The 24,711-nt window shown below is 63.4% G+C and carries 22 protein-coding genes; 9 read left to right on the plus strand and 13 right to left on the minus strand.

Annotated features, from left to right (window positions below):
- Nucleotides 1–24: 24 nt before the first annotated feature.
- Nucleotides 25–375: an energy transducer TonB gene (locus HHL27_RS01125; RefSeq protein ID WP_169491539.1), complete on the plus strand. Its 351-nt coding sequence runs from the start codon at nucleotides 25–27 to the stop codon at nucleotides 373–375.
- A 60-nt stretch (nucleotides 376–435) separates the two neighbouring features.
- On the opposite strand, the gene HHL27_RS01130 is transcribed toward HHL27_RS01125, so the two are convergent.
- The 5 genes from HHL27_RS01130 to HHL27_RS01150 form a co-directional block, all read right to left on the minus strand.
- The gene (locus HHL27_RS01130) at nucleotides 436–1,476 is read right to left on the minus strand and encodes an alcohol dehydrogenase family protein (protein WP_169491540.1); all 1,041 of its coding nucleotides are present in this window, start codon (nucleotides 1,474–1,476) and stop codon (nucleotides 436–438) included.
- Nucleotides 1,477–1,489: 13 nt separating this feature from the next.
- The gene (locus tag HHL27_RS01135; protein WP_240959236.1) at nucleotides 1,490–3,037 is read right to left on the minus strand and encodes an acyl-CoA synthetase; all 1,548 of its coding nucleotides are present in this window, start codon (nucleotides 3,035–3,037) and stop codon (nucleotides 1,490–1,492) included.
- Between the two features lie 93 nt (nucleotides 3,038–3,130).
- Nucleotides 3,131–4,357: an acyl-CoA dehydrogenase family protein gene (locus HHL27_RS01140; RefSeq protein ID WP_169491542.1), complete on the minus strand. Its 1,227-nt coding sequence runs from the start codon at nucleotides 4,355–4,357 to the stop codon at nucleotides 3,131–3,133.
- A gap of 23 nt (nucleotides 4,358–4,380) precedes the next feature.
- A complete protein-coding gene (locus HHL27_RS01145) occupies nucleotides 4,381–5,118 on the minus strand; it encodes an SDR family NAD(P)-dependent oxidoreductase (protein WP_169491543.1) in 738 nt (245 codons plus the stop codon).
- A gap of 17 nt (nucleotides 5,119–5,135) precedes the next feature.
- Nucleotides 5,136–6,179, minus strand: coding sequence for a phosphotransferase family protein (locus tag HHL27_RS01150; protein WP_338114792.1), 1,044 nt, complete (start codon nucleotides 6,177–6,179; stop codon nucleotides 5,136–5,138).
- 107 nt (nucleotides 6,180–6,286) lie between these two features.
- Here HHL27_RS01150 and HHL27_RS01155 point away from each other — a divergent pair, with 107 nt between their 5' ends.
- The 3 genes from HHL27_RS01155 (at nucleotide 6,287) to HHL27_RS01165 (ending at nucleotide 9,926) form a co-directional block, all read left to right on the plus strand.
- A complete protein-coding gene (locus HHL27_RS01155) occupies nucleotides 6,287–6,922 on the plus strand; it encodes a TetR/AcrR family transcriptional regulator (RefSeq protein ID WP_169491544.1) in 636 nt (211 codons plus the stop codon).
- A gap of 482 nt (nucleotides 6,923–7,404) precedes the next feature.
- Complete coding sequence (locus HHL27_RS01160; RefSeq protein WP_338114793.1) at nucleotides 7,405–8,712, plus strand: capsular polysaccharide export protein, LipB/KpsS family; 1,308 nt, start codon at nucleotides 7,405–7,407, stop codon at nucleotides 8,710–8,712.
- Nucleotides 8,709–9,926: a glycosyltransferase family 4 protein gene (locus tag HHL27_RS01165; RefSeq protein WP_169491546.1), complete on the plus strand. Its 1,218-nt coding sequence runs from the start codon at nucleotides 8,709–8,711 to the stop codon at nucleotides 9,924–9,926. Before HHL27_RS01160 ends, HHL27_RS01165 begins: the two co-directional genes overlap by 4 nt.
- Before the next feature lie 40 nt (nucleotides 9,927–9,966).
- Here HHL27_RS01165 and HHL27_RS01170 read toward each other — a convergent pair whose 3' ends face one another.
- Entirely contained in the window at nucleotides 9,967–10,593 is a 627-nt protein-coding gene (locus HHL27_RS01170) for a sterol desaturase family protein (RefSeq protein WP_169491547.1), read from the minus strand.
- 185 nt (nucleotides 10,594–10,778) lie between these two features.
- Here HHL27_RS01170 and HHL27_RS01175 point away from each other — a divergent pair, with 185 nt between their 5' ends.
- Entirely contained in the window at nucleotides 10,779–11,582 is an 804-nt protein-coding gene (locus HHL27_RS01175) for an SDR family NAD(P)-dependent oxidoreductase (protein ID WP_169491548.1), read from the plus strand.
- On the opposite strand, the gene HHL27_RS01180 is transcribed toward HHL27_RS01175, so the two are convergent.
- A complete protein-coding gene (locus HHL27_RS01180) occupies nucleotides 11,579–12,883 on the minus strand; it encodes an LTA synthase family protein (protein WP_240959237.1) in 1,305 nt (434 codons plus the stop codon). The two genes, HHL27_RS01175 and HHL27_RS01180, sit on opposite strands and share 4 nt — an antisense overlap.
- Before the next feature lie 310 nt (nucleotides 12,884–13,193).
- Between HHL27_RS01180 and HHL27_RS01185 the strand changes: the two genes are divergently transcribed.
- The 3 genes from HHL27_RS01185 to HHL27_RS01195 all read left to right on the plus strand — a co-directional run bounded on the left by HHL27_RS01185 (nucleotide 13,194) and on the right by HHL27_RS01195 (nucleotide 16,843).
- Entirely contained in the window at nucleotides 13,194–14,486 is a 1,293-nt protein-coding gene (locus tag HHL27_RS01185) for a capsule biosynthesis protein (protein WP_240959238.1), read from the plus strand.
- Between the two features lie 533 nt (nucleotides 14,487–15,019).
- Nucleotides 15,020–16,018 (plus strand): KpsF/GutQ family sugar-phosphate isomerase, encoded by a 999-nt coding sequence (locus HHL27_RS01190; RefSeq protein ID WP_169491549.1) that lies wholly within the window; start codon nucleotides 15,020–15,022, stop codon nucleotides 16,016–16,018.
- Between the two features lie 15 nt (nucleotides 16,019–16,033).
- Nucleotides 16,034–16,843, plus strand: a complete 810-nt coding sequence (locus HHL27_RS01195) for a 3-deoxy-manno-octulosonate cytidylyltransferase (RefSeq protein WP_169491550.1) — start codon at nucleotides 16,034–16,036, stop codon at nucleotides 16,841–16,843.
- A gap of 55 nt (nucleotides 16,844–16,898) precedes the next feature.
- Here the strand turns inward: HHL27_RS01195 and kdsA are convergent, their stop codons facing one another.
- The 5 genes from kdsA to HHL27_RS01220 all read right to left on the minus strand — a co-directional run bounded on the left by kdsA (nucleotide 16,899) and on the right by HHL27_RS01220 (nucleotide 22,759).
- On the minus strand, nucleotides 16,899–17,735 hold the full coding sequence (gene kdsA / locus HHL27_RS01200) for a 3-deoxy-8-phosphooctulonate synthase (protein WP_169491551.1): 837 nt from the start codon (nucleotides 17,733–17,735) through the stop codon (nucleotides 16,899–16,901).
- A 212-nt stretch (nucleotides 17,736–17,947) separates the two neighbouring features.
- On the minus strand, nucleotides 17,948–19,267 hold the full coding sequence (wecC, locus tag HHL27_RS01205; protein WP_169491552.1) for a UDP-N-acetyl-D-mannosamine dehydrogenase: 1,320 nt from the start codon (nucleotides 19,265–19,267) through the stop codon (nucleotides 17,948–17,950).
- Complete coding sequence (gene wecB, locus HHL27_RS01210) at nucleotides 19,264–20,394, minus strand: non-hydrolyzing UDP-N-acetylglucosamine 2-epimerase (protein ID WP_206069307.1); 1,131 nt, start codon at nucleotides 20,392–20,394, stop codon at nucleotides 19,264–19,266. Before wecB ends, wecC begins: the two co-directional genes overlap by 4 nt.
- 137 nt (nucleotides 20,395–20,531) lie before the next feature.
- Nucleotides 20,532–21,389, minus strand: a complete 858-nt coding sequence (locus HHL27_RS01215; RefSeq protein WP_240959239.1) for a KpsF/GutQ family sugar-phosphate isomerase — start codon at nucleotides 21,387–21,389, stop codon at nucleotides 20,532–20,534.
- A 362-nt stretch (nucleotides 21,390–21,751) separates the two neighbouring features.
- Nucleotides 21,752–22,759: a phytanoyl-CoA dioxygenase family protein gene (locus HHL27_RS01220; protein WP_338114794.1), complete on the minus strand. Its 1,008-nt coding sequence runs from the start codon at nucleotides 22,757–22,759 to the stop codon at nucleotides 21,752–21,754.
- Between the two features lie 437 nt (nucleotides 22,760–23,196).
- On the opposite strand from HHL27_RS01220, the gene HHL27_RS01225 reads away from it, so the two are divergent.
- Entirely contained in the window at nucleotides 23,197–24,222 is a 1,026-nt protein-coding gene (locus tag HHL27_RS01225) for an NAD-dependent epimerase/dehydratase family protein (protein WP_169491555.1), read from the plus strand.
- A 42-nt stretch (nucleotides 24,223–24,264) separates the two neighbouring features.
- Here HHL27_RS01225 and HHL27_RS01230 read toward each other — a convergent pair whose 3' ends face one another.
- Complete coding sequence (locus HHL27_RS01230) at nucleotides 24,265–24,624, minus strand: response regulator (RefSeq protein WP_169491556.1); 360 nt, start codon at nucleotides 24,622–24,624, stop codon at nucleotides 24,265–24,267.
- Nucleotides 24,625–24,711 lie beyond the last annotated feature (87 nt).

Here is a 24,711-nt window from a genome sequence, read left to right on the forward strand (position 1 = left end):
CCAACGCCACCAAGGAACCCTGACATGACCAAGACAACGACCAAGATCTTCGGCGCGGCACTCGCCGCGCTGGCCATGATGCCACTGCCCGCAGCTGCGCAACCCGCCGCCTGGATTGCCCAAGTGGCGCGTGCCATCGCGGCCAAGCAGACTTATCCCCGCACGGCGCAGATGCGCGGCGAAGAAGGCACTGCCCGCGTGAAGGTGTTCATTTCGGCCAGCGGCGCCGTCGAAAAGACCGAACTGGTAGCTCCGTCTGGATCGTCGACGCTGGACCGGGAAGCGCTGGCGCTTCCTTCGCGCGCAGGCACGCTGCCGCCGCCCCCCGGTGGGGCGACCACCGTGACCGTTCCAATCACCTGGAAGCTGCTGTAAGCGACCCAGGCGATGGCGGCGGCGGAGTAACCTGGGCTCCGCCGCCGTCCATTTTTGCGATCAGTCAGGGATCAGCACCATCTTGAGCGCGCCGGCCTCTCGCGCCTCGAACAGGCGATAAGCCTCCTCGCCCCGCGACAGCGGCAGGCGATGGCTGATGTAGCGTTCCGGGTGCAGCCGTCCGGATTGCACCAGCGCAAACAGTGCGGGCAGTTCCTCGGGAACCGAACACGTGCCTGTACGGAACGTAAGCCCCTGCGCAAATGCGCGCTCCAGCGGGAAGGCGAAGCGGCGTGATTGCTGGACGCCGATCACCGACACCGTCCCGCGCGGCCGCACCAGCCGCAGTGCAAAATCGACTGTCTTGTCCTGCCCGACCACCTCGATCGCGCTGTCTAGCTTGCGCCCATGCGTGTCCTGCTTGATGCGATCCATCGCTTCGTCGGGATGAAGCGCGATCGCGCCGGATTGCTCCGCAAGCGCACGCCGTTCGGCAATGGGGTCGATCGCATAGACCACGTGCGCGCCCATCAGGTAGGCGCTGTCCACCGCCATCAGGCCGATGGGCCCGAGCCCCACCACAGCAACGCTCGATCCCGGCACGATGTCCGCCATGCGCGCGCCATACCAGGCGGTGGCAAGCGCATCAGTCATCATCAGGGCCTGTTCGGCGGTCACGCCATCAGGCATCTTTACCGCGTTGACGTCGCCCGCTGGCACGCGCACAGCTTCAGCCTGCGAGCCTTGGAGCTTGTTCGAAAGACCATAGCAGCCAGAAGCGTTGTTCTCGCAAAGATTGACGACACCCGACAGGCAATGGCGACACGCGCCGCATCCCACGGCCGCCGGGATCATGACCTTGTCCCCGCTCTTGAGCTGCTGCACGCCGCGGCCCACTTCGACGACTTCGCCGACCGCTTCATGGCCGACGCAGAAGCCGATGTCGTCCGAATAGCCATGGCCGTGATAGATGTGCAGGTCCGACCCGCAGATCGAACAGGCATCCACTTTCACGATGATGTCGCGGTCGGACTGGAGCACGGGATCGTCCATGCTCTCGTGGCGGATGTCCCGTTCGCCGTGGTAGCGTAGCGCCTTCATCGTCTCTTTTCCCTCAGATCGCGCGATCGCGCCCGGCCCAGAAGGGCTCGCGCAGCTTGCGCTTGAAAATCTTGCCCGAATCCTCGCGGGGCAGGCTGTCGGCGAAGTCGATCCGACGCGGCACCTTGTAGGCGGTGAGCACGCGGCGCAGGTCGGCCTTGAGATCGTCCTCGTGCAGGGCGATGCCCGGCATCGGCTGGACCACCGCCATGACGCTTTCGCCGAACTCCTCGTCGGGGATGCCGAACACCGCGCAATCGGCAACGCCGGGCAGCTTGTGCAGCTCCGCCTCTATCTCGGCGGGGTAGATGTTGGCGCCGCCCGAGATGATCATGTCGTTCTTGCGGTCGCACAAATAGAGGAACCCGTCGGCATCGAAGTAGCCGACGTCGCCGGGCGTGATGAGGCCGTATTTCTCCATCGCGGCCCGCTTTTCCGGCGCGTTCTGGTAGGTGAATTCGGTCGCGATCCGGCTCTTGCCGATGACTTCGCCGACAGTGCCCGGGGGCACGTCGTTGCCGTCCTCGTCGACGACGCGCACATCCACGCCGGGCATGACCCGGCCAACCGACCCTGGGTGCGACAGCCATTCCTCCGAGGTCAGGCTGGTCACGTTGCCCATCTCGGTCGAGCCGTAATATTCGTTGATGACCGGCCCCCACCATTCGATCATCGCGCGCTTGACCGGCGGCGGGCAGGGCGCGGCGGCATGGGTGATGAAGCGCAGCGAGGACAGATCGTACTGGCGTTTCACCTCATCGGGCAGGCGCAGCAGGCGGTTGAACATGATCGGCACCATGTTGAGGTGCGTGATCCTTTCGCGTTCGATCAGCGCCAGCAGCTCCTCGGCATCGAAGCGCGGCGTCACGACGACATTTGCGCCAAGCCGGATCGAGAAGGCCGAATGGGCGTTCGGCGCGGAATGGTAGACGGGTCCGATGACTGCCGTGACGATGCTTTCGGGCGGCGCACGGCCCTCGATCACATCCATATAGCCATAGGACCGGCCGAGCATGAGGGTGACGGCCTCGGCCTGTTCGGGCGAGGCGGGAGCGCGGCGCACGCCCTTGGGTCGGCCGGTCGTGCCCGAGGTATAGATGATCGAGGCGAGCGGCGGCAGGGGCTCGCCCTCGAACGGTGCGGCGGCGTCTACCATCCGGCCCCAGACGGGAAGCCCGGCGGGCAGGTCGATCTCGCCAAGGTGGTAGGCATTGCGAACCTCGGGCGGGGTTTCGACCACGATCACCTGCAGCCCTTCCGGGATGGCTTCGGCGATCGGCGGCAGCAGGTCCGCGTGGATCAGCATCAGCTTCACCCCGCTGTCGCGCAGCAGGTATCCGGCTTCGTCAGGGGTGTAGTGCCAGTTTACCGGTACCGGGTAGGCGCCAACGATGCCGGCGGCGAACGAAGCTTCGAAGTAAGCGAGATCGTTCCGCAGGTAGAACGCTACACCGTCTCCCGATCCGATGCCGGCTTGCTGCAGCACCGTGGCGGCCTTGCGGGCGCGCTCGTCGAACTGCGCCGGGCTCAGCGTGACATCGCCGCTCTTGATCCAGCCCATCATTTCTCTCCCGCCGTGGCCCGGGATTCCGGGTCTTGATCATGGAGCAAGGCAGACGGCCCGTAACCTCTGCCTTGCCCCCATACCGTCAGGTCAGCGTGCGTTGCTCTGCACGTATTCCTGGATCTTCTGCTTGCCGAGCTGGCTCATGTGCACTTCCTCGGGTCCGTCGGTCAGGCGGACGAAGCGATTGAGCGTGAAGAACGAGGCGACCGGCGTGTCGCCGCTCACGCCCATGCCGCCGTGCACCTGGATGGCCCGATCGCACACGGTCTGCGCCATGGTCGGAGCCACGACCTTGATCGCCGCGATCAGGTCCTTGGCGACCTTGTTGCCGAAGCGGTCCATGGCGTCGGCCGCCTTGAGCGTCAGCAGGCGGGCCATCTCGACCTCGCAGAAGCTGCGCGCAACATCCTGGCGAATGCTCGACTGGTCGGCGAGCTTCTTGCCGAAGGCGACACGGCTGTCAGCCCGGCGCGCCATGTATTCGAGCGCCCGCTGCGCTTGCCCGATCGAGCGCATGCAGTGATGGATGCGACCAGGCCCGAGGCGACCCTGCGCGATTTCGAATCCGCGGCCTTCGCCAAGCAACAGGTTCTCGGCCGGAACGCGCACGTTGTCGAACCGCAGCTCGCATTCGCCGCCGGGCGAGTTGTGCGAACCGAACACCGACAGATGGCGCACGATGGTGATGCCCGGGGTCTTGGGTTCGACCAGGATCTGCGAATGCTGGCTGTGGCGCGGTCCGTCGAAGCGGCTCTTGCCCATGACGATCCAGATGTCGCAACGCGGGTGCATGGCGTTCGAGATCCACCACTTGCGCCCGTTGAGCACGTACTCGTCGCCATCGCGAATGATCGACAGTTCAAGATTGGTGGCGTCCGAGGACGCGACCTGCGGCTCGGTCATGACGTAGGCAGAGCGAATCGTGCCGTCGAGCAGCGGCTTGAGCCACTTTTCCTGCTGTGCGGGAGTGCCAAACTTTGCGAGCACTTCCATGTTGCCGGTGTCGGGCGCCGAGCAGTTGAAGACCTGGCTCGAGAACGGCACGCGGCCAAAGATTTCGGCAAGCGGCGCATATTCGAGATTGGTCAGGCCGGGCGAGAATTCGCCATACTCGTGCGGGAGGAACAGGTTCCAAAGACCCTGCTCGCGCGCCTTTTCCTTCAGCGCTTCCATCCCGGGCCATTCCTTCCAGAGGTTGTCCTGGTTGGACACGAATTCGCCATAGGCCTTTTCATTGGGGTAGATGTGTTCATCCATGAAGGCTTCGACCTTGGCGATCAAATCCTTCACCTTGTCGGTATGTTCGAAAATCATTGCAGGTGCCTTTTTGAGAGAAATCAGAGAGAGAGGCCGCCATCGACCACGAGCGTGTGGCCGGTGACGTAGGATGCGAGCGGGGATGCAAGGAAGATTGCTGCCCCCGCCATGTCTTCAGGCGTTCCGGCGCGGCGCTGCGCAATGGCGGCAAGCGCACCTTCCAGACGCTGCGGGTTCTGCGTGGTGACCTTGGTCAGCTTGGTATCGACGAGACCGGGGGCAAGGCCGTTTACCCGGATTCCATCTGCCGCGTAGGCTTGGCCCAGCGTCTTGGTCAGGCTGATTGCCCCCGCTTTCGATGCGGCATAGGCGGGGTTGCCGATATTGGCCTTGAGACCGGAAATCGAGCTGACGATCACGATCGAGCCCTTTGTTTCCGAAAGGGCAACGCGGAACTTGCGCGAGCAGTGCATCAGGCTGTCGAGATTGACGGCCATCACGCGATCCCAGCCCGGGCGCTCGAACTCACCGCGCTTGTAGACCACGGTGCCCTGGCACAGGATCAGCACGTCGAGCCCGTCGAACGGGGCGGGCGCGGCCTCGATCGCGTCGGGATCACCCACATCGACGCAGGTGTAACCAAGGCCGGCCAGATCCGAGCCGTCCGCCGCATCATAGTCACCCGCATCGGCGCGCGTGCCCCAGACATGGACCTGCGCTCCGCGCAGGCGGAAGCCATGAGCAATGCCATTGCCGATGCCGCTTGAGCCCCCCACGACCAGCACCCGTTTGCCGGTAAAGTCGGTATCGTTGATCATTCGCAGCTCTTTCTTGCTTACCCGATGCGGCGCAGCGCGCGCTCGAACAGGTCGATGGTATGGGAGTGGAGGCGATCGCCGATTTCGCGCGGCGCCTTGCCCGCGCACGCGCGGGCGTTCGATCCTTCGAGAATGATGCCGAGCTTGTAGCAGGCGAGCACCGCGTACCAGTCGAAGTGGGCAAGGTCGCGCCCGGTCTGCTGGCCGTAGCGCGCGACCATCTCCTCGATCGTGGCGAAGCCTTCCCATGGCGTGATGGCGACGTCGGTGGCCCGGCGTACGCCGTCTTCGGGCCAGGTGGCGGCCAGCCAGCCCAGGTCCAGCAGCGGATCGCCAAGCGTGCACAATTCCCAGTCGACCACGGCGGCAAGTTCGCCGCTGTCGTGCCGGAACATCACATTGGCGAGGTGGAAATCACCATGGATCAGGCCGGGCTGGAATGTGGGTGGCATGTGGCTTTCAAGCCAACGCGCCACCTTGTCCACGCCGGGAATGGCCTGCGGTCCGGTCCAGCCGGCGAACTCCTCGTAGCTCTTGAGCTGAGCAGCCCAGCGTCCTACCTGACGGCCAAGCCAGCTGTCGACCTTGCCGAAATCGGCCAGCCCGACTGCTGCATAGTCAACCTTGCTCAGGGCAGCGATCGCATCGACCATGGCGAGCCCCATGCGGTGGCGCACGGCAGCATCGCCGGCATGGACGGGCTCGAGCCCTTGGGTCGCATTGAAGCCGTCGATCGGCTCCATGAGGTAGAACGCGGCACCCAGCACGTCATCCTCGGGGCAGGCGGCGATAAGCCCGGGGTGCGGCACATCGCTTCCGGCAAGCGCAGCCAGGACGCGGGCCTCGCGGCGCATGGTCTCGTTCGAATTTGCACGCAGGTGTGGCGGGGGGCGGCGCAGGACGTAGGTGCGCCCTGCACGGATGAAGCGCAGCAGGATGTTCTGTGTGCCGCCCGAAAGCGATTGCACCGCATCCAGCGGGCCAGAACCCAGCCCTCGGCTATCCATCCAGCCTCTCAGCGCCGTCAGGTCTACGCCCGGTATTGCGTCCTGCTCGATCACGCATCCTCCATCACCGGTTCGGTCTGCGCTGTTCGACGCGACCGAATCTGTTATCCAGATGGATAATGTGATTGACTTAAACCGCTGTCAAAGGGTATTTCGTGCCCATGGCAACCAGCGCTGCAGCATCACGGATCGATCCGGCAGAAATGCTGAAGGAAGCGGCCTTGCGGCTGTTTGCCGAGCACGGGGTGGAAGGTGTGACGGTCCGCCAGATTGCGGAACTTGCCGGGCAAAAGAACCACGCCGCAGTCGGTTATCATTTCGGATCGAAGGAAGCGCTCGTTCGCGCCGTGATTGCGCATGGGGCGCGCCTGATCGATGAGCTGCGCAATCATCACCTCGATCAACTTGAGGCGCGAGGCGGTCCGGAGACCCTGTTCGACGTGACTCGCTTGCTTGTGCAGACGTCGCTGCTGCCCGCCAATTCGCCCTGGAGCGATTGCTACAACCGCTTCGTCGTGGTGCTGCAGTTGTCCAACCGGCAACTGTTCATGGATGCGCTGGAAGGGCGCTGGAATTCGGGCTACCTGCGCTGCCTAGATCATGTGCGGCGGCTGCTGGCGCCGATGCCGCCAGCTATGGTCAATCAGCGGCTGCTGTTCATGGGCTCTTCGCTCGGCGGGATTCTCTCTGCGCGCGAAAGTCAGCTTGCAGATACCTCGCGCCCTCATCCGACGTGGACCGATCCCGCCACACTCGATGCCGTGGCGGCGGCGCTGGCGGCCATTCTCGAAAGCTAGCCGACGCGCGCTAGGTGCCCTCACCGACGATATCCGCCCACAAGATGCAAATACGGTCTGCATACCCGCTTTCCACGAGCGCGGGTTGGACATATCGCTGCGCCCATATCTTTCTGCCCTATGGGTTGGTATCGCCAGCGATCTGAATGACTGATCTTCCCCTTTTACGCGCGCCCCCCTTTCCAAGGCGTACGGCAACAGTCTCGCGCCACCCTAGCGCGGCCGTTCGGCCACCGGATGTATCGCTCGAACGCGTTCGGGCGGCGCGGGTGGGGGGGGCGTTCTGGGCTGTTCCGGCCAGACTGGAAAGCCCGCCGAGCGTTATCGTCCGCCCGGCGTCCGAGGCTGAAATCAGGACGCTTGCGACAGAGTTTGCCGGCGGTCAGGTGCTGTGGGCTGTTCCGTTACCCCTGCAGTCCTTCGCCACTCAGCTCTCGCGTAAAGAAGGTGGGGCTTGGTACGGGGATGTTGATCCCTGGTCGGTGCTCGATGCCGATCGCCTGCTGGTGGCGCATGGAGACGACGAGTGGGTGGCAATCGCCGCCATCATCGGCGCACCGGTCAGACTGCTGTCCGATGGCAAGCACGGGCGAAGGGGCGACAGCGCGGCCGAGCTGGCCGAAAGGGCGCGAGCGCTCCTGGGCCAGGTGGAATATCTCGACCCGTTCAACGGCGAAGCGGCCTCGATCGAGCAGGTGATCGACCAGCTGGCCGACTGGCGCCGCATCATCGAGGAAAACCGCGCCATTGCCGTGGCCTTTGGCATGGCCTGGTGGAAACGGCGGGAGATCGCGACATTCCTGTGGGTTCCCGAGCGAGCCATTTCCTTTGCCCGGCGCGCTTCGTCCGCAATCCGGCAGGCCGAACGCGCGGGCGGTGGAATCGCGATCTGGCCTTCGCGCGCGGCTGCCATCAGCAGGGTCGCGCCTGATCGGATGCCTCCTCTGGTGCGGGTCGAGGATGGCTTCGTCCGATCGGTCGGGCTGGGCAGCAACCTCGTCCCGCCATCGTCGGTCGTGGTCGACCAGCGGGGCATTCATTTCGACCCATCCGCCCCCAGTGATCTTGAGCACATCCTCGCAACACATGCCTTTCCCGAATCGCTTGTGACCCGCGCCGCCGCGCTGCGCCGCACGATCGTGAGCGCGCAGATCAGCAAGTACGCCGCCGCGGAGAGCGCCCCGCCACCACCGCGCCAGACCGGGCGGCGCCTGGTGCTGGTGCCGGCGCAAGTGGAAGACGACATGTCAGTCGTGGCAGGTGGCGGCGGCCTGTCGTCGAACCTCGAATTCCTGCGCCGCGTCAGGGCGATGGAGCCGGACGCCGAGATCTGGTTCCGCCCGCATCCCGACGTCGATGCCGGTCATCGCAAGGGCGCAGTTCCGGATGACAAGGTGCTCCGCCTTGCCGACAGGATCGTGCGCGAGCCTAGCATGGCTGTCTTGCTCGATGTCGTGGATGCGGTGCACGTCATCACCTCGCTCACCGGCTTCGAAGCGCTGTTAAGGGGGCGGCAGGTTACTTGTCATGGTACGCCTTTCTATGCCGGCTGGGGGCTGACGACAGATCTGGGTGATGTGCCCTCGCGCCGCGGGCGCGACCTTTCACTCGACCAGCTCGTCGCCGGCGTGCTGATCCTTTACCCCCGCTACCTTGATCCGGTGACGCATCTGCCCTGTCCTCCTGAAACGCTGATCGCCCGGATGGCCGCGCACCGGATGCCGAACTGGCTCGACTGGCTGCTGCCGGTCCGGCGGTGGCAGGGGCGCTTCATGGCAAAGCTCCGATGACGACGGTGATCCTCGACATTTCGCGCCTGATCTCGCGCATCCGTCATCACACGCCCTCCGGCGTCGACCGAGTAGAGATGGCCTATGCCCGTGGATTGCTGGAGCGCTATGGCGACAATCTGCACTTCGCTGCGGTCCACCCGCTAGGCTGGAAGGGGCGCGTGCCGCGCAACGCGGCGCTGGGCTATCTCGATTGGCTAGAGCGTTGCTGGCTGACGGGAAGCGATGAGACGCGGCAGCGTTCTCTCGCCTCGGTGATGCCTACGCTGCTGCGCCTGCGACCCCGACGGTCAAGAGAGCGAGCCGCAACCAACGTGCCGGTCTATGTGCAGGTTTCGCCGCATCATCTCACCCGGCCAAAGGCGGTCAAGGCCATGCTGGAGAGCGAGCGCGCATCCTTCCTGTGCATGGTGCATGACCTGATCCCGATCGAATATCCTGAATATGCGAGAGAGTCGGGCGCGCGGTTGCATCGCCTGCGCATGCAGACCGTCGCCGATTTGGCCGATGCGGTGATCGTAAATTCGGCCGCGACCGGCAGGTCGTTGGCATCTTTTGCGCAAGCAGCGGGCCGTGTGCCCAGCATCCATGTTGCCTTGCTCGGCACCGAGAAACTGCCCCAGGACATTGCGGCGCAGGCTGAAGCAAATGCTTCGGCAGCCCAAGCACAGCCCTATTTCGTCTGTGTCGGGACGATCGAGCCGCGCAAGAACCACCTGCTTCTGCTCAATCTCTGGCGGCGTATGGCTGAGACCTTGCCCCCACACGAGATTCCCCGCCTCGTGATCGTGGGACGCCGAGGCTGGGAGAACGAGCAGGTCCTCGACATGCTTGAGCGCTGCGCTGCGCTCCATCCCTACGTCGAAGAAATCAACGGATGCTCCGACGTTCGGCTCGCCAGCATTGTTCGCGGCGCGCGGGCGCTGCTCATGCCATCGTTCGCGGAAGGTTTTGGCATGCCGGTGGCAGAAGCGCTGGATGCGGGCGTGCCCGTCATCTGCAGCGATATCGCAGCCCATCGGGAAGTCGGTGGCGCCGTGCCGGACTACCTGGACCCGCTTGACGGGCCCGGCTGGATGACCCTGATCCGGGATCACGCCCGCGTTGGTGCGGCTGCCATCGCCCAACGCGCAAGGCTGGCGCAATGGCACGCCCCGACCTGGAATGAGCATCTGGACATCGTCGATCGGGCAATCGACCAGTTGGCCCTGTAAGACAAAGACCGCTAGCTGCCCTGCACGTGCAGGGGCGTCACTACGCGCTCGAGCGCTTTCGCTGAGACTTGATGGTCGAGCCGAACAGCTTGTCCCACAAAGGTGTGGTGATAGCGAAGTTGCCCGCCTCGCTGCCGTGGTGGTGCCGCATGTGATGGCGCTTCAGGACGTTGGCGATGCGCCCCTTCATTGGCCATTGATGACAGCCGAAGTGGATCACATCGTAAAACACGTATCCACTGATGAACCCAAGGAACAGCCACGTGCCGCTGGCACCAAGTGCCAGCACGCACAGCCCCCAGACGGCTGCCGCAATCGGAATGCTGACGATCGGCGGCATCAGATTGCGCAGCGGGTCGTTCGAATTGACGTGGTGATTGCCGTGAAGGACGAAGACCGCCGATCGGACAAACGCCACTTCCGAAGACCAGTGGAAGGCAAACCGGTGCATGGCATATTCGAACAGGCTCCACACCAGCACGCCCACGCAAAGCAGGGGCACGACCAAGAGGTCAAAGCCAGCGGTACTCAACCCGACCAATGCGATGACAGGCAGCGCAACTGCCCAAGTGGCACAAAATGCCGTGAGCGAAACGATGCTCAAGCGCTCCAGCGCCTCACTGCGGAAAAGCCGAAGGGCCCCGGATTGGTCATTGTGCAGCGCCATAATTTTCTCTGTCAACAAAACTAGCTCTCGAGTGTCAAGTAGTGGGCCGGCATATTTGATCCTGCAATTTGGCCATGTAGATCAATTTGGTTATAGTAAACTGAGGAATTGCGAGCGATTGCTGCGGTGCGACAGCGATTGTGGCGAGTATACACACTGGCCCAGCAATCTTAAGGGGCGATGCGATGAACAGCCCGCCTCTTTCCGACGCTGATTCCACCGCCTGCCGGAACGTCCTTATCGTCGGCGCATCCGGAGAAATTGGCGCGGCTATCGCCATCGATTACGCCAAGCGTGGTGCGCGCCTGTGCTTGTGGGGGCGCGATCCGGTCCGTTTGCTGAAGACGATCGAAGCCTGCATTGCCGCTGGCGCCGACGCGGTCAGCAGCCGGCTTCTGGATATAGAGGACGTGGCAGCGGCTTGTCAGGCGATCGTTGCTGACGATGCAGCGACGCCATTCGATTGTGCTGTGTTTGCGGCTGGCTTGGGCGATGTCAAAGGAGCTGGCCAAGTGATCGAAGCGGCTGATCAGGTGGCAAGGCTGGGCATCGTCAACTTTGTCGCCCCTGCTGCCATGGCGTCCGCGTTGGGTGAGGAAATGGCGATGCGGCAGGCGGGGCGCATCGTGCTGATCGGATCGGCAGCCGCGTTCCATGCGCTTCCTTTTGCCGCAGGCTACGCCGGATCGAAAGCGGGGCTGGCCCGGTTTGCTGATGCGTTGCGCATTGGATTGAAGCCTCATGGTGTGTCCGTCACAATGGTATCTCCAGGCTTTGTCGACACGGCTGCCGCACGGCGGGTACCGGGGCCCAAGCCGGGCATTCTCTCGCCCGAGGTCGCAGCCAACAGTATCGTCGCGGCAGCTGAAGAGGGTGTTGTGCATCTTGTTGTGCCCCGCACCTTTGTAATTCTTCGCCTCTTGGATCGCATGCTCCCTCGCGCCATGCGGGATCGCTTGTTGAGAGCTCTTGCACCGCAGGAGCGCTAGCGCGCCAAGGCGCTTTCGAAAATCGCCTGATGGAGACCAGCGGGGGTGAGCCCCACCGGCTGCGCTGCGGATAATCCGTCGTCGCCCCTGCTGCTCTGTGCGAGGTCGACGATGACATAGGGCGTATGCCGATCCCCTCCGGGTTGTACATGGCCGGGAATGCTCGGCCGGTGATCGCCGAAAAATACAAGAGTCACCGGCTGCTCGAGTCTATCCAGGCGTTCGATCAGGCTGCCGAGCATGGCATCGCCGTTCCGAACCAGCCGCAGATAACCTTCGCGAAGATCGCCGCCGCCTGCGTCCCATGGTCCGTGGTTCTCGATCGTGACAGCATAGATCAGCGTGGGGCCGATGGCCTCTTGCGCGAGATCGACGATTGCATCGGCGATGGCAGCGTCGCTCACATAGCGCCCTTCGCCTTCTCTCGGAGGCGCAAATCGCTCCTCTCCCACCAACTCGGCGAAACCCCCTGCCGTCAGGATTTCGGCTCGATTGTAGAAGCGCATGTCGTGCGGGTGAACGAACAGGCTGCGCCAATTGCCGGGCGCAAGCCGCGCGGGCAGCGCGAAGCTCGTCTCGCCGAGCGCGGTGAGGTAGGGATCGAAGCGCCTGAAGCCGAGCTGGCCTTCGCTTCTCCCGAAGATCACCCCGTATTCGGTGCGCATGGTGTAGGCGCCGAACCCGGACACGGCCAGATCACCCCACTGCCGTGCGCGACGCCGTGCCGCGACGAGGGACGGCAACGCGAGAGCGTTGTCGTCGAACAGTTCAACCGGGTCGGCAAACGATTCGCACTGGATCACCACGATCAGGCGGTTGTCCTGCGCAAAGGTGCTTCGGTCGATTGCGTGCAAGGGCGCCGGGTCGGGCGTCTGCCGCCACCTTACGGCATGCAGAAAGAGCGTCGCGATCAGGCCGTGGCGGGCCACATCGGCATCGGCATCAGGGTCCTGGGCGAGCCGCGCAACTGCCGGCAGCCGCAGCACGAGCGCAATCCCGATCGCGCTGCCGGCCGATATCGCGAGCCCCCAGACCCGCTCGGCCTGCGATCCGTGCAAGATCGCCCAGGCCAACAGAAGAAGGACCAGCGGCGCACAGACCAGCAAGGCAGACCTTTGCCATCGCGCGAGCGCGGAAAAGTAAAACTGCGGATGACGAAACACCGCGAACAGCAGGGCGAAATCGCTGAACAGCAGCGGCTCGCCCAGGACGCGGCGCTTCGCTGCCGAAACTGTCGCCAGCAGCGTGGCAAATCCCCCGACGATGATGGCCGCCCCGGTGGCCTTGCCGATCACCAGCATGAGCAGGCCCCATGCCGTCAGCACGAGAAGGCACAGAAGCGCGACACCTGCGGTGCTTCGCACAGCCGGGATCCTTCCGGTGAGGGTCGGACGAACACAGGCATCGGCGGTGAGGGCGACTGCAACGAGGACTGCGGACATCAACACTAAAGACAGCGACGTTGCTCCCACGCGGCGGCCGGGGCATTGCCACGGCGGTCTGGTGGCGCATTAACAACACACGTAAACCGAGTCATCGATTATTGCGTTCCGTTGAGGAAATACGCCGTCGACGAAGCCATTGCTTGCAGCTATGGCCGGGCGGATGTCTTTGGCTGATGCTGTCAATGTAGCTGCTTCATCGGATTATTCACGCAAGTCCGTGGCAGTTGGTTCAATTGCGCCGGAAAAGCGCCGGATCTTGCTGTTGCAGGGCCTGATGGGCCCCCTGTTTCGTCGGTTGGGACAAGGCCTCCGCGCCGCCGGGCACGAGGTTCACAAGGTGAACTTCAACGGGGGTGATCGGCTTTATTGGCGGCTGCCGAACGGAATCGACTATCGCGGCACGCTTGAAGCGTGGCCCGCTGTCTTCGCACAAATTCTTGCCGAGCGGCGTATCACGGACGTCATCCTATTCGGTGACTGTCGCCAGCATCACATTCGCGCGACGCGGATCTGTCGTGAACTCGGTGTTGCCGTCCACGTATTCGAGGAAGGGTACATCCGGCCGGACTGGGTCACGCTCGAACGTGAGGGTGTCAATGGCCACTCGAGCCTTCCCAGTGACCCGGAATGGTTCCGGTCGATGGCTGCCACCTTGCCTCCGGTGCCAGAGCACCGCCAGGTGCCGTCGTCCTTCCGCAGGCGCGCACTTGAAGGTTTGCTCTACAACATCGCTGACGTGACCACGCGCTGGTATTACTCGAACTGGGACAACCATCGCCCCTGGCCGCCCCTTGTCGAGGGCAAGGGCTGGGCCCGCAAGATTCTGCAGCGCAAGCAGAGAAATCTCGAAACGGAGCGGGTGTTCGCCAAGGTCGAATGCGCGCAGGCTGCGCCCTTTTTTCTTTTTCCGCTTCAGCTTGATTCTGATGCGCAGATCCTGCTGCATTCACCGTTCGGCGGCATGGCCGAGGCGCTGCGCACGGTAATCGCATCGTTTGCGCGCTTCGCTCCGTCTGAGACGAGGTTGCTGGTCAAGGAGCACCCTCTCGACAACTGGGTGCGCGACTGGCGCCGCACCACTTATCAAGTCGCCGAAGAATTCGGAGTCGCCGAGCGCATCGATTATCTGCCGGGCGGTGATATTGTACCAATTGCGCGCGCATCTCTCGGCATGGTGACGATCAACAGCACCAGCGGCACGCTGGGCCTCATGCTTGGCAAGCCCGTCGTCGTGCTTGGCAGCGCAATCTACGATGTGCCTGGTATTACCTGTCAGGACGGGCTCGATGCGTTCTGGGGCAACCCCGTTGCACCAGACCTCGAAGTGTTTGCTGCATTCCGCCGCGTGCTGATCGATCGCTGCCTGATACCCGGAGGCTTCTTTTCCGAAGAAGCGCTGGCGATGGTGGTGCGTCATGCCATCGCCCGTTTCGAAGGACATCCGATATTGCCAGAGTGATGTCGGTGGATTTGGTCCACGTCCGGTGAAATAGCGGCAAGCCGCTCTGCAGGTTGCCTACCGAAACTTCCTGTCATTCCGGCACGATATGGTCCTTCCACAGGATCGCGTCAGGCGGGGTGTGTGTCCTCATTGCCCGCGGGAAATAGCTGCTCCCACCTCCTTGTGAGGCGGGCTGCAACCAAGACCCAAGCCTCGGCTGCAACATAATTTTCTTGGGCCGGAAACCAATCTCGCACCGCGGCATTGAAGCTAAGTTTGATCGATCGAAATTTGCTCCATTATGGATTTTTTAGAGTAATCATCTCGGCAGTTACTTGAAATTTTAGTATCGCTTGTTGCCCTCATTCAGAGTACCAAGCAGTTAGCAAGCGCAGCATTGGGGCGAAATTCCCGCCTCAAAGGTTAGCCAAAGTTCGACCTGTTCGCCGCTTCGGATACGCTTTCCATAGCGTTCTCGTCTGGTTCGCAGGTCGTCCATTCCTATCGCTCCATCATCGATGATGGCGGTGCAGGTAAGTTAGGGCCAACGGATGGAAGCCGATCTCATCGCTCTCGAGGCCGGTCAAAAAGCCACGATCAGTCGTGGAGCCGAAGTTATTCGGATCGAGATCGAGGCTTTGCAGAAGCTCGAGCAATCGTTGAACCAGAACTTCGTTGAGGCCTGTCATACGATTCTTGACGCAAAGGGGCGAGTAATCGTCACCGGCATGGGGAAGTCCGGCCAGATCGGTCGCAAGGCTGCAGCGACCTTCTCCGCTACAGGAACGCCGTCGTTCTATGTCCATCCGGGAGAGGCAGCGCACGGTGACCTTGGCATGCTGGTGCCCGGCGACGTCCTACTGGTCATTTCAAACTCGGGCAGCACGACCGAGCTCCACTCCCTGCTGCGCCATGCCCGCGCGCTCGAAGTTCCGGTGATCGGCATCGCCTCGCGCCCTGAATCATTGGTCATGCGCCATGCAGACGTTCAACTCTGCCTGCCTAGAGCACGCGAAGCGTGCCATGCCAACATCGCGCCGACGACCTCGACAACCATGCAACTCGCGTTGTGCGATGCTCTCGCCATGGCGGTGATGGACATGCGGGGCTTCTCACAAGACGGCATGAAGCTTCTTCATCCAGGCGGCGCGATCGGACTGCGCCTGCTTCCGGTGCGAGACCTCATGCATGGCGCGAAATCGATGCCGTTGGTGACGCTAAATGCGCGGATGCCCGACGTGATCTCGGTCATGACGTCTCGCGGTTTCGGCATTGCCGGCATCGTCGACGAGCAGGGGGCCTTGCTCGGCGTCATCACCGACGGGGACTTGCGGCGCCATTTCGATGTGCTGGCCAACGTTACGGCCAAGGAGGTTATGACCGCAGCGCCCAAATGCCTTGATGGCGACATGAGCGCGGAGGCCGCGCTCGAAGTGCTGAACGACCTCAAGATTTCCGCGGCCTTCGTGGTTCAGGCAGACGATGATGGGGTGCGGGTTCCGGTAGGCATCATCCATATCCACGATTTCGTTCGCATCGGCCTCAATTGACGTTACCGATGGCGAATGCCGTTGCCATCTTTTGCCATCATCATCCCTGCGCGCTACGCGTCGAGCCGCTATCCCGGTAAACCGCTTGTCGCGCTGCGAGGCGCGAATGGGGAGGCGAAGACGCTGATCCGTCGCAGCTGGGAATGTGCCACGGCGGTTGAAGGTTGCACCGGTGTCTGGGTTGCAACCGACGATGACCGGATTGCTGACGAGGTGCGCAGCTTCGGCGGCAACGTCGTGATGACAGATTTGGGCTGTGCCAACGGCACCGAACGCTGTGCCGATGCCATCGCTCGGCTTGGTGACGTTGCTGAAGTGATCGTGAATTTGCAGGGCGATGCGCCGCTCTCGCCTGCGCATATCGTGCGCGACATGGTGGCAACTCTCGCCGCAGATCCGGCGCTGACCATGGTGACTCCGGCCGTTCGCTGTTCGCGAACGACCTACGCCCATCTCGCTGCCGATGCCGCCGAAGGGCGTGTCGGCGGCACGACGGTCGTATCCACCCGGAACAACCGGGCGCTCTACTTCTCGAAGCGCCTTATTCCCTACCTTCCGGTGGCAGCGGCAGAGGAGGAATTTCCGCCGATCAGCCTGCACCTGGGTCTTTATGCCTACCGCCCGCAGGCCCTGCGCGATTACAAGGCCGCATCGGCAAGCGCGCTTGAGCAGCTAGAAGGACTTGAGCAGTTGCGCTTCCTCGATCTGGGCCTTGCGGTCGGCCTGGTGCATCTCGATCCGCTGACCTGGGACGCCATCGAGCTGAACAATCCGAGCGATGTCCCTTCGATCGAGCGGATCCTAGCCGAACGCGGCATGGATTAAGGTAGGCGAAGCTGCCTCGAAAGCGGAGGCGCAGATCGGCTCGCCGGCTGAATCCTCAGCCCGTGACCAGCACCGGCAGCGACTTTGCCACGTCGTCGATAGCCTTCACCTGCGCTAGGAATGGCTCAAGCGTGTGGAGCGGCAAGGCGCACGGGCCGTCGCACTTTGCCTTGTCCGGATCGGGATGCGCTTCCAGGAACAGGCCAGCAATCCCCAGCGCCATTCCCGATCGGGCCAGCGCCGCCACCTGGCCCCGCCTGCCGTCCGCGCTGTCGGCACGGCCGCCCGGCTTCTGTAGCGCGTGGGTCACGTCGAAGACGACCGGCGCCATCGGCTTCATGATGTCCATGCCCAGCATGTCGACGACGAGGTTGTTGTAGCCGAAGCTGCTGCCGCGTTCGCACAGGATGATCTTCTCGTTCCCGGCTTCGGCGAACTTGCGCATGATGTGCCCCATTTCGTGCGGGGCAAGGAACTGCGGCTTCTTGATGTTGATCACCGCGTCGGTCTTCGCCATCGCCACGACCAGATCGGTCTGGCGCGCGAGGAAGGCCGGCAACTGGATGATATCGGCCACTTCCGCCACCGGCGCGGCCTGGTACGGTTCATGGACGTCGGTCAGGACGGGCACGCCGAACCGAGCCTTCACCGCAGCAAGTACCTCCAATCCGCGCTCGAGGCCCGGGCCGCGGAACGAGGTGATCGAGGACCGGTTGGCCTTGTCGAACGAGGCCTTGAAAACATAGGGGATGCCGAGCTTCGTCGTCACATCGACGAAGGACTGCGCCACCTCCATCACGATCGCTTCGTCTTCGATCACGTTCATGCCCCCGATGAGGACGAACGGACGATCGTTCGCGAAAACTATTTCGCTTCCCACTGCAACCTGCATGTCTCGACCTTGGCTTTCGGAAATGGCGCTCATCTCACCGGCGATGGCTGATGGAGCAGCCTGGCCGGAGGTGTCTTGCGTGAGAGGCTGCTCCCTTGGCAAGCAGAAGAAGCCGCCACGAAGAGGAGCATCTTCTTGCTTGAGCCACGGGCCTTCTCGTGCGGGCGATCGGCTGAACCTTTGGCACTGCCGATCACTGTTGGTTTGCGCGGTCAGCTTCTCCAGATGCCGCGCGTGTCGATCGTGCGCGTGCCGGCGCGGCGCTCGGGCCGGTTTTCGATGAACTGGCGGTGGTCCACCAGCAGCACCAGCACGTCCGCCGTCTCATACGCCTGCGCCATCGGCACGAGCGTGACGCCCTTGGCGGCAAGGTCGGCCGGAAGCTCGTCGATATAGGGATCGACCGCCCAGATGCCGTGCGGGAAGAACGGGGCGAGGTTGCCCACGATCTCCAGCGCGGGGCTCTGCCGCATGTCGTCGATGTTGGGCTTGAAGGTCAGCCCGAACGCCGCAACCTTTACCTCGCCCGCCTTGATCCCCTTTTTGGCGGCGACCTCATTCACCGCGGCCATGACCTTGCCCGTCACCCAATGCGGCTTGTGGTCGTTCACCTGCCGCGCGGTGTGGATCAGGCGTGCTTCCTCGGGCGTCTGCGACACGATGAACCACGGGTCCACGGCAATGCAGTGCCCGCCGACGCCCGCGCCAGGCTGCAGGATGTTCACCCGCGGGTGCCGGTTGGCTAGCGCGATCAACTCCCACACGCTGACGCCCAGCTTGTCGCAGATCAACGACAGCTCGTTGGCGAAGGCGATGTTCACGTCGCGAAAGGCGTTCTCGGTCAGCTTGCACATCTCGGCCGTGCGCGCGTCACTGATGACGCATTCCCCGCTTACGAACGTGCGATAAAGCGCCGCCGCCGCTTCGGAACAGCGCGGTGTCATCCCGCCGATCACCCGATCGTTGGCGACCAGTTCGCGCAGGATATGGCCCGGCAGTACCCGTTCAGGGCAATAGGCGATGCGAATGTCCGAAGCCTCGCCCGCCTGCTGCGGGAAGGTCAGGTCGGTGCGCGCCGCCGCCAGCCAGTCTGCCAGCTTTTCGGTCGCACCCACGGGGGAGGTGGATTCGAGCACCACGAGGTTGCCCGCCTTCAGCACTGGCGCGATTGCCTTGGCCACGGCCTCAATATGCGAAAGGTCGGGCTCGTGCTCGTCCTTGAACGGCGTCGGCACGGCTATGAGGAAGGCGTCGGCAGGTTCGGGCACGAGCGTGGCCCTCAGCTTTCCCTGAAATGTTGCCGCCTGCACCACCATGTCGAGATCGGGCTCGACGATGTGGATGCGGCCCTGATTGATCGTCTCGACCGCGCCGGCGTTGGTGTCCACGCCGATCACCTCGATCCCGCGCGATGCGAAAACCGCGGCGGTGGGCAGGCCGATGTATCCCAGCCCGATCACCGAGATGCGCTGTGGGCGCGCGTCCCGGCCGGCCTTGCCGACCGCGGCCGGCTGTCGCTTGACCGTCTTCATGCCCACTGCTCCAGCACCTTCCGTATCCGTTCGCACGCCTGGCCATCTCCATAGGGGTTGTGCGCAAAAGCCATGCGCCGATAGATGTCTTCGTCCTCGAGCAGTTCGCTCACGCCATCGACGATCTGGTCGATGCTGGTGCCGACCAGCCTGACCGTCCCGGCGCCGACCGCCTCGGGCCGCTCGGTGGTTTCGCGCATCACCAGCACCGGCTTGCCCAGCGCCGGGGCCTCTTCCTGGATACCACCCGAATCAGTCAGGATCAGGTGGCTCCGCGCCATCAAGGACACGAATGGCACGTATTCCTGCGGCTCGATCAGGTGGACGTTGCCTTTTCCAGCCAGGATCCGGCCGACCGGATCGCGCACCTGCGGGTTGAGATGCACTGGGTAGACGAAATCGACATCGGGATGCCGCGCCGCCAGCTGCGAGATGGCCTCGCAGATGCGTTCGAATCCGTCGCCGAAGTTTTCGCGTCGGTGCCCAGTGATCAGCACGGACCGCGCGTTCTCGCGCAGCAATCCCGAAAACCGGGAGGAGGCCTGCGCGGCAAGCGCGGCATCGGCTTCGAGCCGATTCTTGATGATCAGCAGCGCATCGATGACCGTGTTGCCGGTGACGTGGATGTCCGCGGCCGAGACGTTTTCTGCGAGCAGGTTGTCGCGCGACCTTTCCGTCGGCGCGAAGTGCAGGCTGGCGAGCGCGCCGGTCAGCTTGCGGTTCGCCTCTTCGGGCCAGGGCGAATAGAGGTTGCCCGTGCGCAGCCCCGCTTCGACATGGCCCACCGGGATCTGCTGGTAGAAACAGGTGAGCGTGGTGGCAAAGGTCGTCGAGGTGTCTCCATGGACCAGCACGATATCGGGGCGAAAGTCGGCCAGCGGTTCCGCCATCCGGTTCAGGATCGCGCTGGTAATGCCCGAAAGCGTCTGGCCCGGCTTCATTATGTCGAGATCGTAGTGCGGCACGATGTCGAAGATCGCCAGCACCTGGTCCAGCATTTCGCGATGTTGCGCCGTCACGCAGACGCGCGTCTCGAATCCCGCCGTGCCCGACAGCGCCCGAACCAGCGGCGCCATCTTGATCGCCTCTGGGCGAGTTCCGAAAACGATAAGGACTTTCAATGGCATAGGGCTTGGACGACTCGCGCGTTAACGGCAGCCTGATAGAGGATTAGTGTTAAATCCTCGGAAAGCCGCGGTTTACTTTGCGTCGATTTTCGTCTGCCCCTCGCGATTGGAGCGCGGGCGGGGCCAGCGGTCCGCGATCAGCCCGCGCCCGGCACCGTGAAATCGTGAATGTGGATCACACCCACCGGCCGGCCAAGATCTTCCCAATCGAAGGCGCTGTTGCCGGTGTCCACCACGAACAGCGCGGTTATCTTGCTTTCGGCGAGGACGGCCAGCGCATCGCCTGCCCGCGCGGCGATCGAAATGGTCTTGGGATTGCGCGTCATCACGTCGGCCGCGCAGGATGTCAGCAACGTGTCGACATGGCGCCTCAGGTCGCCGTCCGTGATGACCCCGATCAGGCGGCCATCGCCATCGATCACGCCGGCAATGCCGAGGCTCTTCTCGGTCATCGTCACCAGCACGTCGCGCATCGGCTGGTCGGGCGGAACCAGCGCCATGTGGTCCGCGCCGCGCATCACGTCGGTCACCGGCATCAGCCGCGCACTGATTGCGCCACCCGGGTGCAGCGCCTGCAAACCTTCGCGCGTCACGCCGCGCACCTGCATCGTCGTGATCGCCAGCGCGTCGCCAAGCGCCGCGGTCAGCGTAGTGGAGGTGGTGGGGGCAATGTTGGCCGGGCAGGCTTCCCGTGCCTTGGGCAGCAGCAGTCGCACGTCTGCGCGGCGCATCACCAATGTATCGACCGCCGAAGCAATACCGATGACCTTGCAGCCCAGTTTCGTCGCATGAGCCAGGATAGGGCGCAGTTCGGCAGTATTGCCTGAATTGGAGATCGCAAGAAGCGTGTCGCCGGCTACGATCATGCCAAGGTCGCCATGCGCTGCCTCTGCCGGGTGGATGAAGATCGCCGGCGTGCCCGTCGCGGCAAAGGTCGCTGCGATCTTGCGACCGATGTGTCCCGACTTGCCCATTCCGGTGACCACAACGCGCATCGACGTAGCAAGGATCAGGCGTACGGCTTCCGCGAAACTCTCGTCCAGCAGGTTGAAAGTCTGTCCAATGCCTTCGCTTCGGTCTGAATGACCGAACGTCCCCGGCTGATGAGTTCCACTGATGTCTGGGGAAGCTTTGCAGTAAATTTCTGGTCGTCTGGTGAAGGATCAGACTTTGCCGTATCCCGGTTTCTAGCCTGATTCAGCAGATTGCCCATCGCAGTACTGTCCGTGGTTAACAAATTACCGCCAATTTAAGACACAACTTTCGCTGCAATGCAACAAGATAGATTTCGGTATGGTTCCAAACCTTACAGTAAGGATGATATTTTTAAACCATCCCAAACGGACCCTTTCGCCGTCTACCCTCCGTCGAACGGATTGCGCGGGCCGACATCCTGCCAGGGCTGGCCGATCCAGCGCGACACCAAATCGCGCCCCTTCCAGTAGGCGTTGACGCGCCGCGAATTGATCGCCTGCGCCGCAGCATAGTCCGGCATGCCCGCCGGCACGAAAGGGTTGCCGCGCGAATAGGCCCAGATCTCGGTGCGGCGGGAAGGGCGCACCGATGGCCCGCGCGCATGGAAGCCGAACGTGTCGGCCACCACCAGCGTGTTGGCGGGCACGGCAAAGCGCATCGGCCCCGGCAGGCCCATTTCGGCAAGGTCATCCTCCTGCACCCGGAACGAACCGCGCGCGGTAAGCCGTTCGGCTTCGGGCGCCGCAAGGCTCATGCGCTTTTCCCAGGCGAGCCGCTGTTCGGTCAACCGGTGCGAGCCGGGAACATAAGTCAGCGGCCCTTCGTCCTCCGGCACGTCGTCGAGGAACAGCCAAGCCTTGGCCGAGGGTTGGAACGCATCGGCATGCAGTCGCAGTTGCGGGTCGGTCTGCGCGGTCCGCTCTCCATCGCCACGACGCGCCAGGATGGTCTGGACGTACGAGACGGGCTCGACATCGAAGCTCGAGACATAGCGGATCAGCGCCTGCCATTCGGGATGCAGCGATAGCGCGCGCAGTTCGGGGATTGCCGCCAGCAGCGCCGGATCGAGCGCAAAACGGCGCGTCACCGCATCGCCCTGCACCATGTCGCGGCATGGCCCCTGCCACGCGGCCAGGCCTTCGTGAAGGCGCGCGAACACCGCCGGCGGCAGGAAGTTGCGGCGCATGACGAAGCCGTCGCGGGCAAACGCCTCGCGGTCTTCGGCCCTTACGCGCGGAGCGACGCGCGCGCGCCGTCGGGCGGCCATGGCGTGCGCGGCACGTACCCTCGCCACGTGCAGACCCGCCTCGTTCAGCCGTCGCGATCCGATCAAGGGGTGGTCGATGAAGCTCTTGGCCCCGGTTGCCAGCGTGGCGGTCCACCATGGCATCAGCAGTATCGTTCGCAAAAGACCGGTCATCGCGCGGTGATGCCCGCAGCATGGGTCCGGCGCAACGCGATTTGCCGCAGCTAACGGACTTTACGTCGCACAAGTCGATGGCCTAGGCGGCGTGGACAAATTCCACAGCGCCACGGCTGGAGGCAAAAAGCGCCAGCGCGAGAAGGCGAGGCGGAGCAATATCGGGAATATTGCGAGCCGAGCCGACGCTGCGATGGCGCTTTTTGGTCCAGCCCCAAGGGGTTTCCCTGGTGAAGGCCCCGGCGGCGTCACTCGGCCTTGATGGAGGCCCACTCCACCTGCGGCCTCGCTCCTTGCCGGGGCCTTCAGCAGGGAAACCGTGGCGTTGCGGAATTTGTCCACGCCGCCTAGAGCGGCCATGGCGTCGGCGCGCAATTCTCCAGCCCCGACGGGGACGGAGCGCATACGTGGCGATACTCGTGACCGGCAACGCCGGCTTCATCGGCTTTCACACCGCCAGGACCCTGCTCGAACGCGGCGACGATGTCGTCGGGCTCGACGTGGTGAACGACTACTACGATCCCGCGATCAAGGAAGCGCGCCTGCGCATCCTCGAGGAAACGGCGCGGCGCACCAATGCGTCCTACACCTTCGTGCGCGCCAATCTCGCCGATCGGGCGGTGGTCGAAGACACCTTCGCCCGCAACGATATCCGCAAGGTGGTCAATCTCGCGGCGCAGGCCGGAGTGCGTTATTCGATCGAGAACCCGCACGCCTATGTCGAAAGCAACATCGTCGGCTTCACCAACATCCTCGAAGCCTGTCGCCACGGCGGGGTAGAACACCTCGTCTATGCCTCGACCAGCTCGGTCTACGGCGCGAACAAGGCGATGCCGTTCAGCGAGCACGTCGGGGTCGACCACCCGCTGCAGTTCTATGCCGCGACCAAGAAGGCGAACGAGCTGATGGCGCACAGCTACAGCCATCTCTACCGCCTGCCGACCACGGGCCTGCGCTTCTTTACCGTCTATGGACCGTGGGGGCGGCCAGACATGGCGCTGTTCCTGTTTGCCAGGAACATCATCGCCGGCAAGCCGATCGATGTGTTCAACTATGGCAACCACACTCGCGATTTCACCTTCGTTACCGACATCGTCGAAGGCGTGATCCGGGCGCTGGACAAGCCGGCGCAGCCCGATCCGGCGTGGGATGCCCGCAACCCCGATCCGGCCACGAGCAATGCGCCCTACCGGATCTACAACATCGGCAACAACGCACCGGTCAAGCTGACCGAATATATTGAGGCGCTCGAAGAGGCGATCGGCCGCAAGGCGGAGCGCAACCTGCTGCCGCTTCAGGCGGGCGACGTTCCCGATACCTTTGCCGACGTTTCCGACCTGGAGCGCGATCTGGGCTACAAGCCGCGCACCAGCGTGCGCGACGGCGTTGCCGCCTTCGTCGACTGGTATCGCCAATATCACGGTCTTGCCTGACGCTACCCGTCGCGGCGGGCGGCGTCAGCGCTGGTTCGCCGATCAGGCGGCGCGCGTTGTCCGGCCCATCGCGCTCAGCGCGTTCTTCAGCGCATCGAGGCTTACCGGCTTGACCAGCAGCGGCGCATCGGGGGTTTCGTCGGTATCCTCGAGCGAAGCATGCCCGCTCAGGTAATAGAACGGCGTGCCTTGTTCCTGCAGCCTGCGGGCCACCGGCGCAGAAGTGGTGTCGCGCCCCAGCGAAAAATCGAGCAGCGCACAATCGATGGGGTTGCTGTCCAGCACAGCCAGCGCCTGATCGACAGTCGCGGCGGATGTGACGGATTCATGGCCCAGATCGGCGAGGCTTTCCTCGAGCAGCATGGCCAGCAAGGGTTCGTCTTCGACGACGAGTATCTTCATATTCTTCCTAACCGGGCGAAAGCCCACCACGACTGTGGCCCCTTCCGGCCCTAAGCGGTATATCACAGTACACTATTGCTCAGGATA

Origin of the sequence: Novosphingobium olei (genome assembly GCF_012927405.1) — a bacterium.
Taxonomy (GTDB): Bacteria; Pseudomonadota; Alphaproteobacteria; order Sphingomonadales; family Sphingomonadaceae; genus Novosphingobium; species Novosphingobium olei.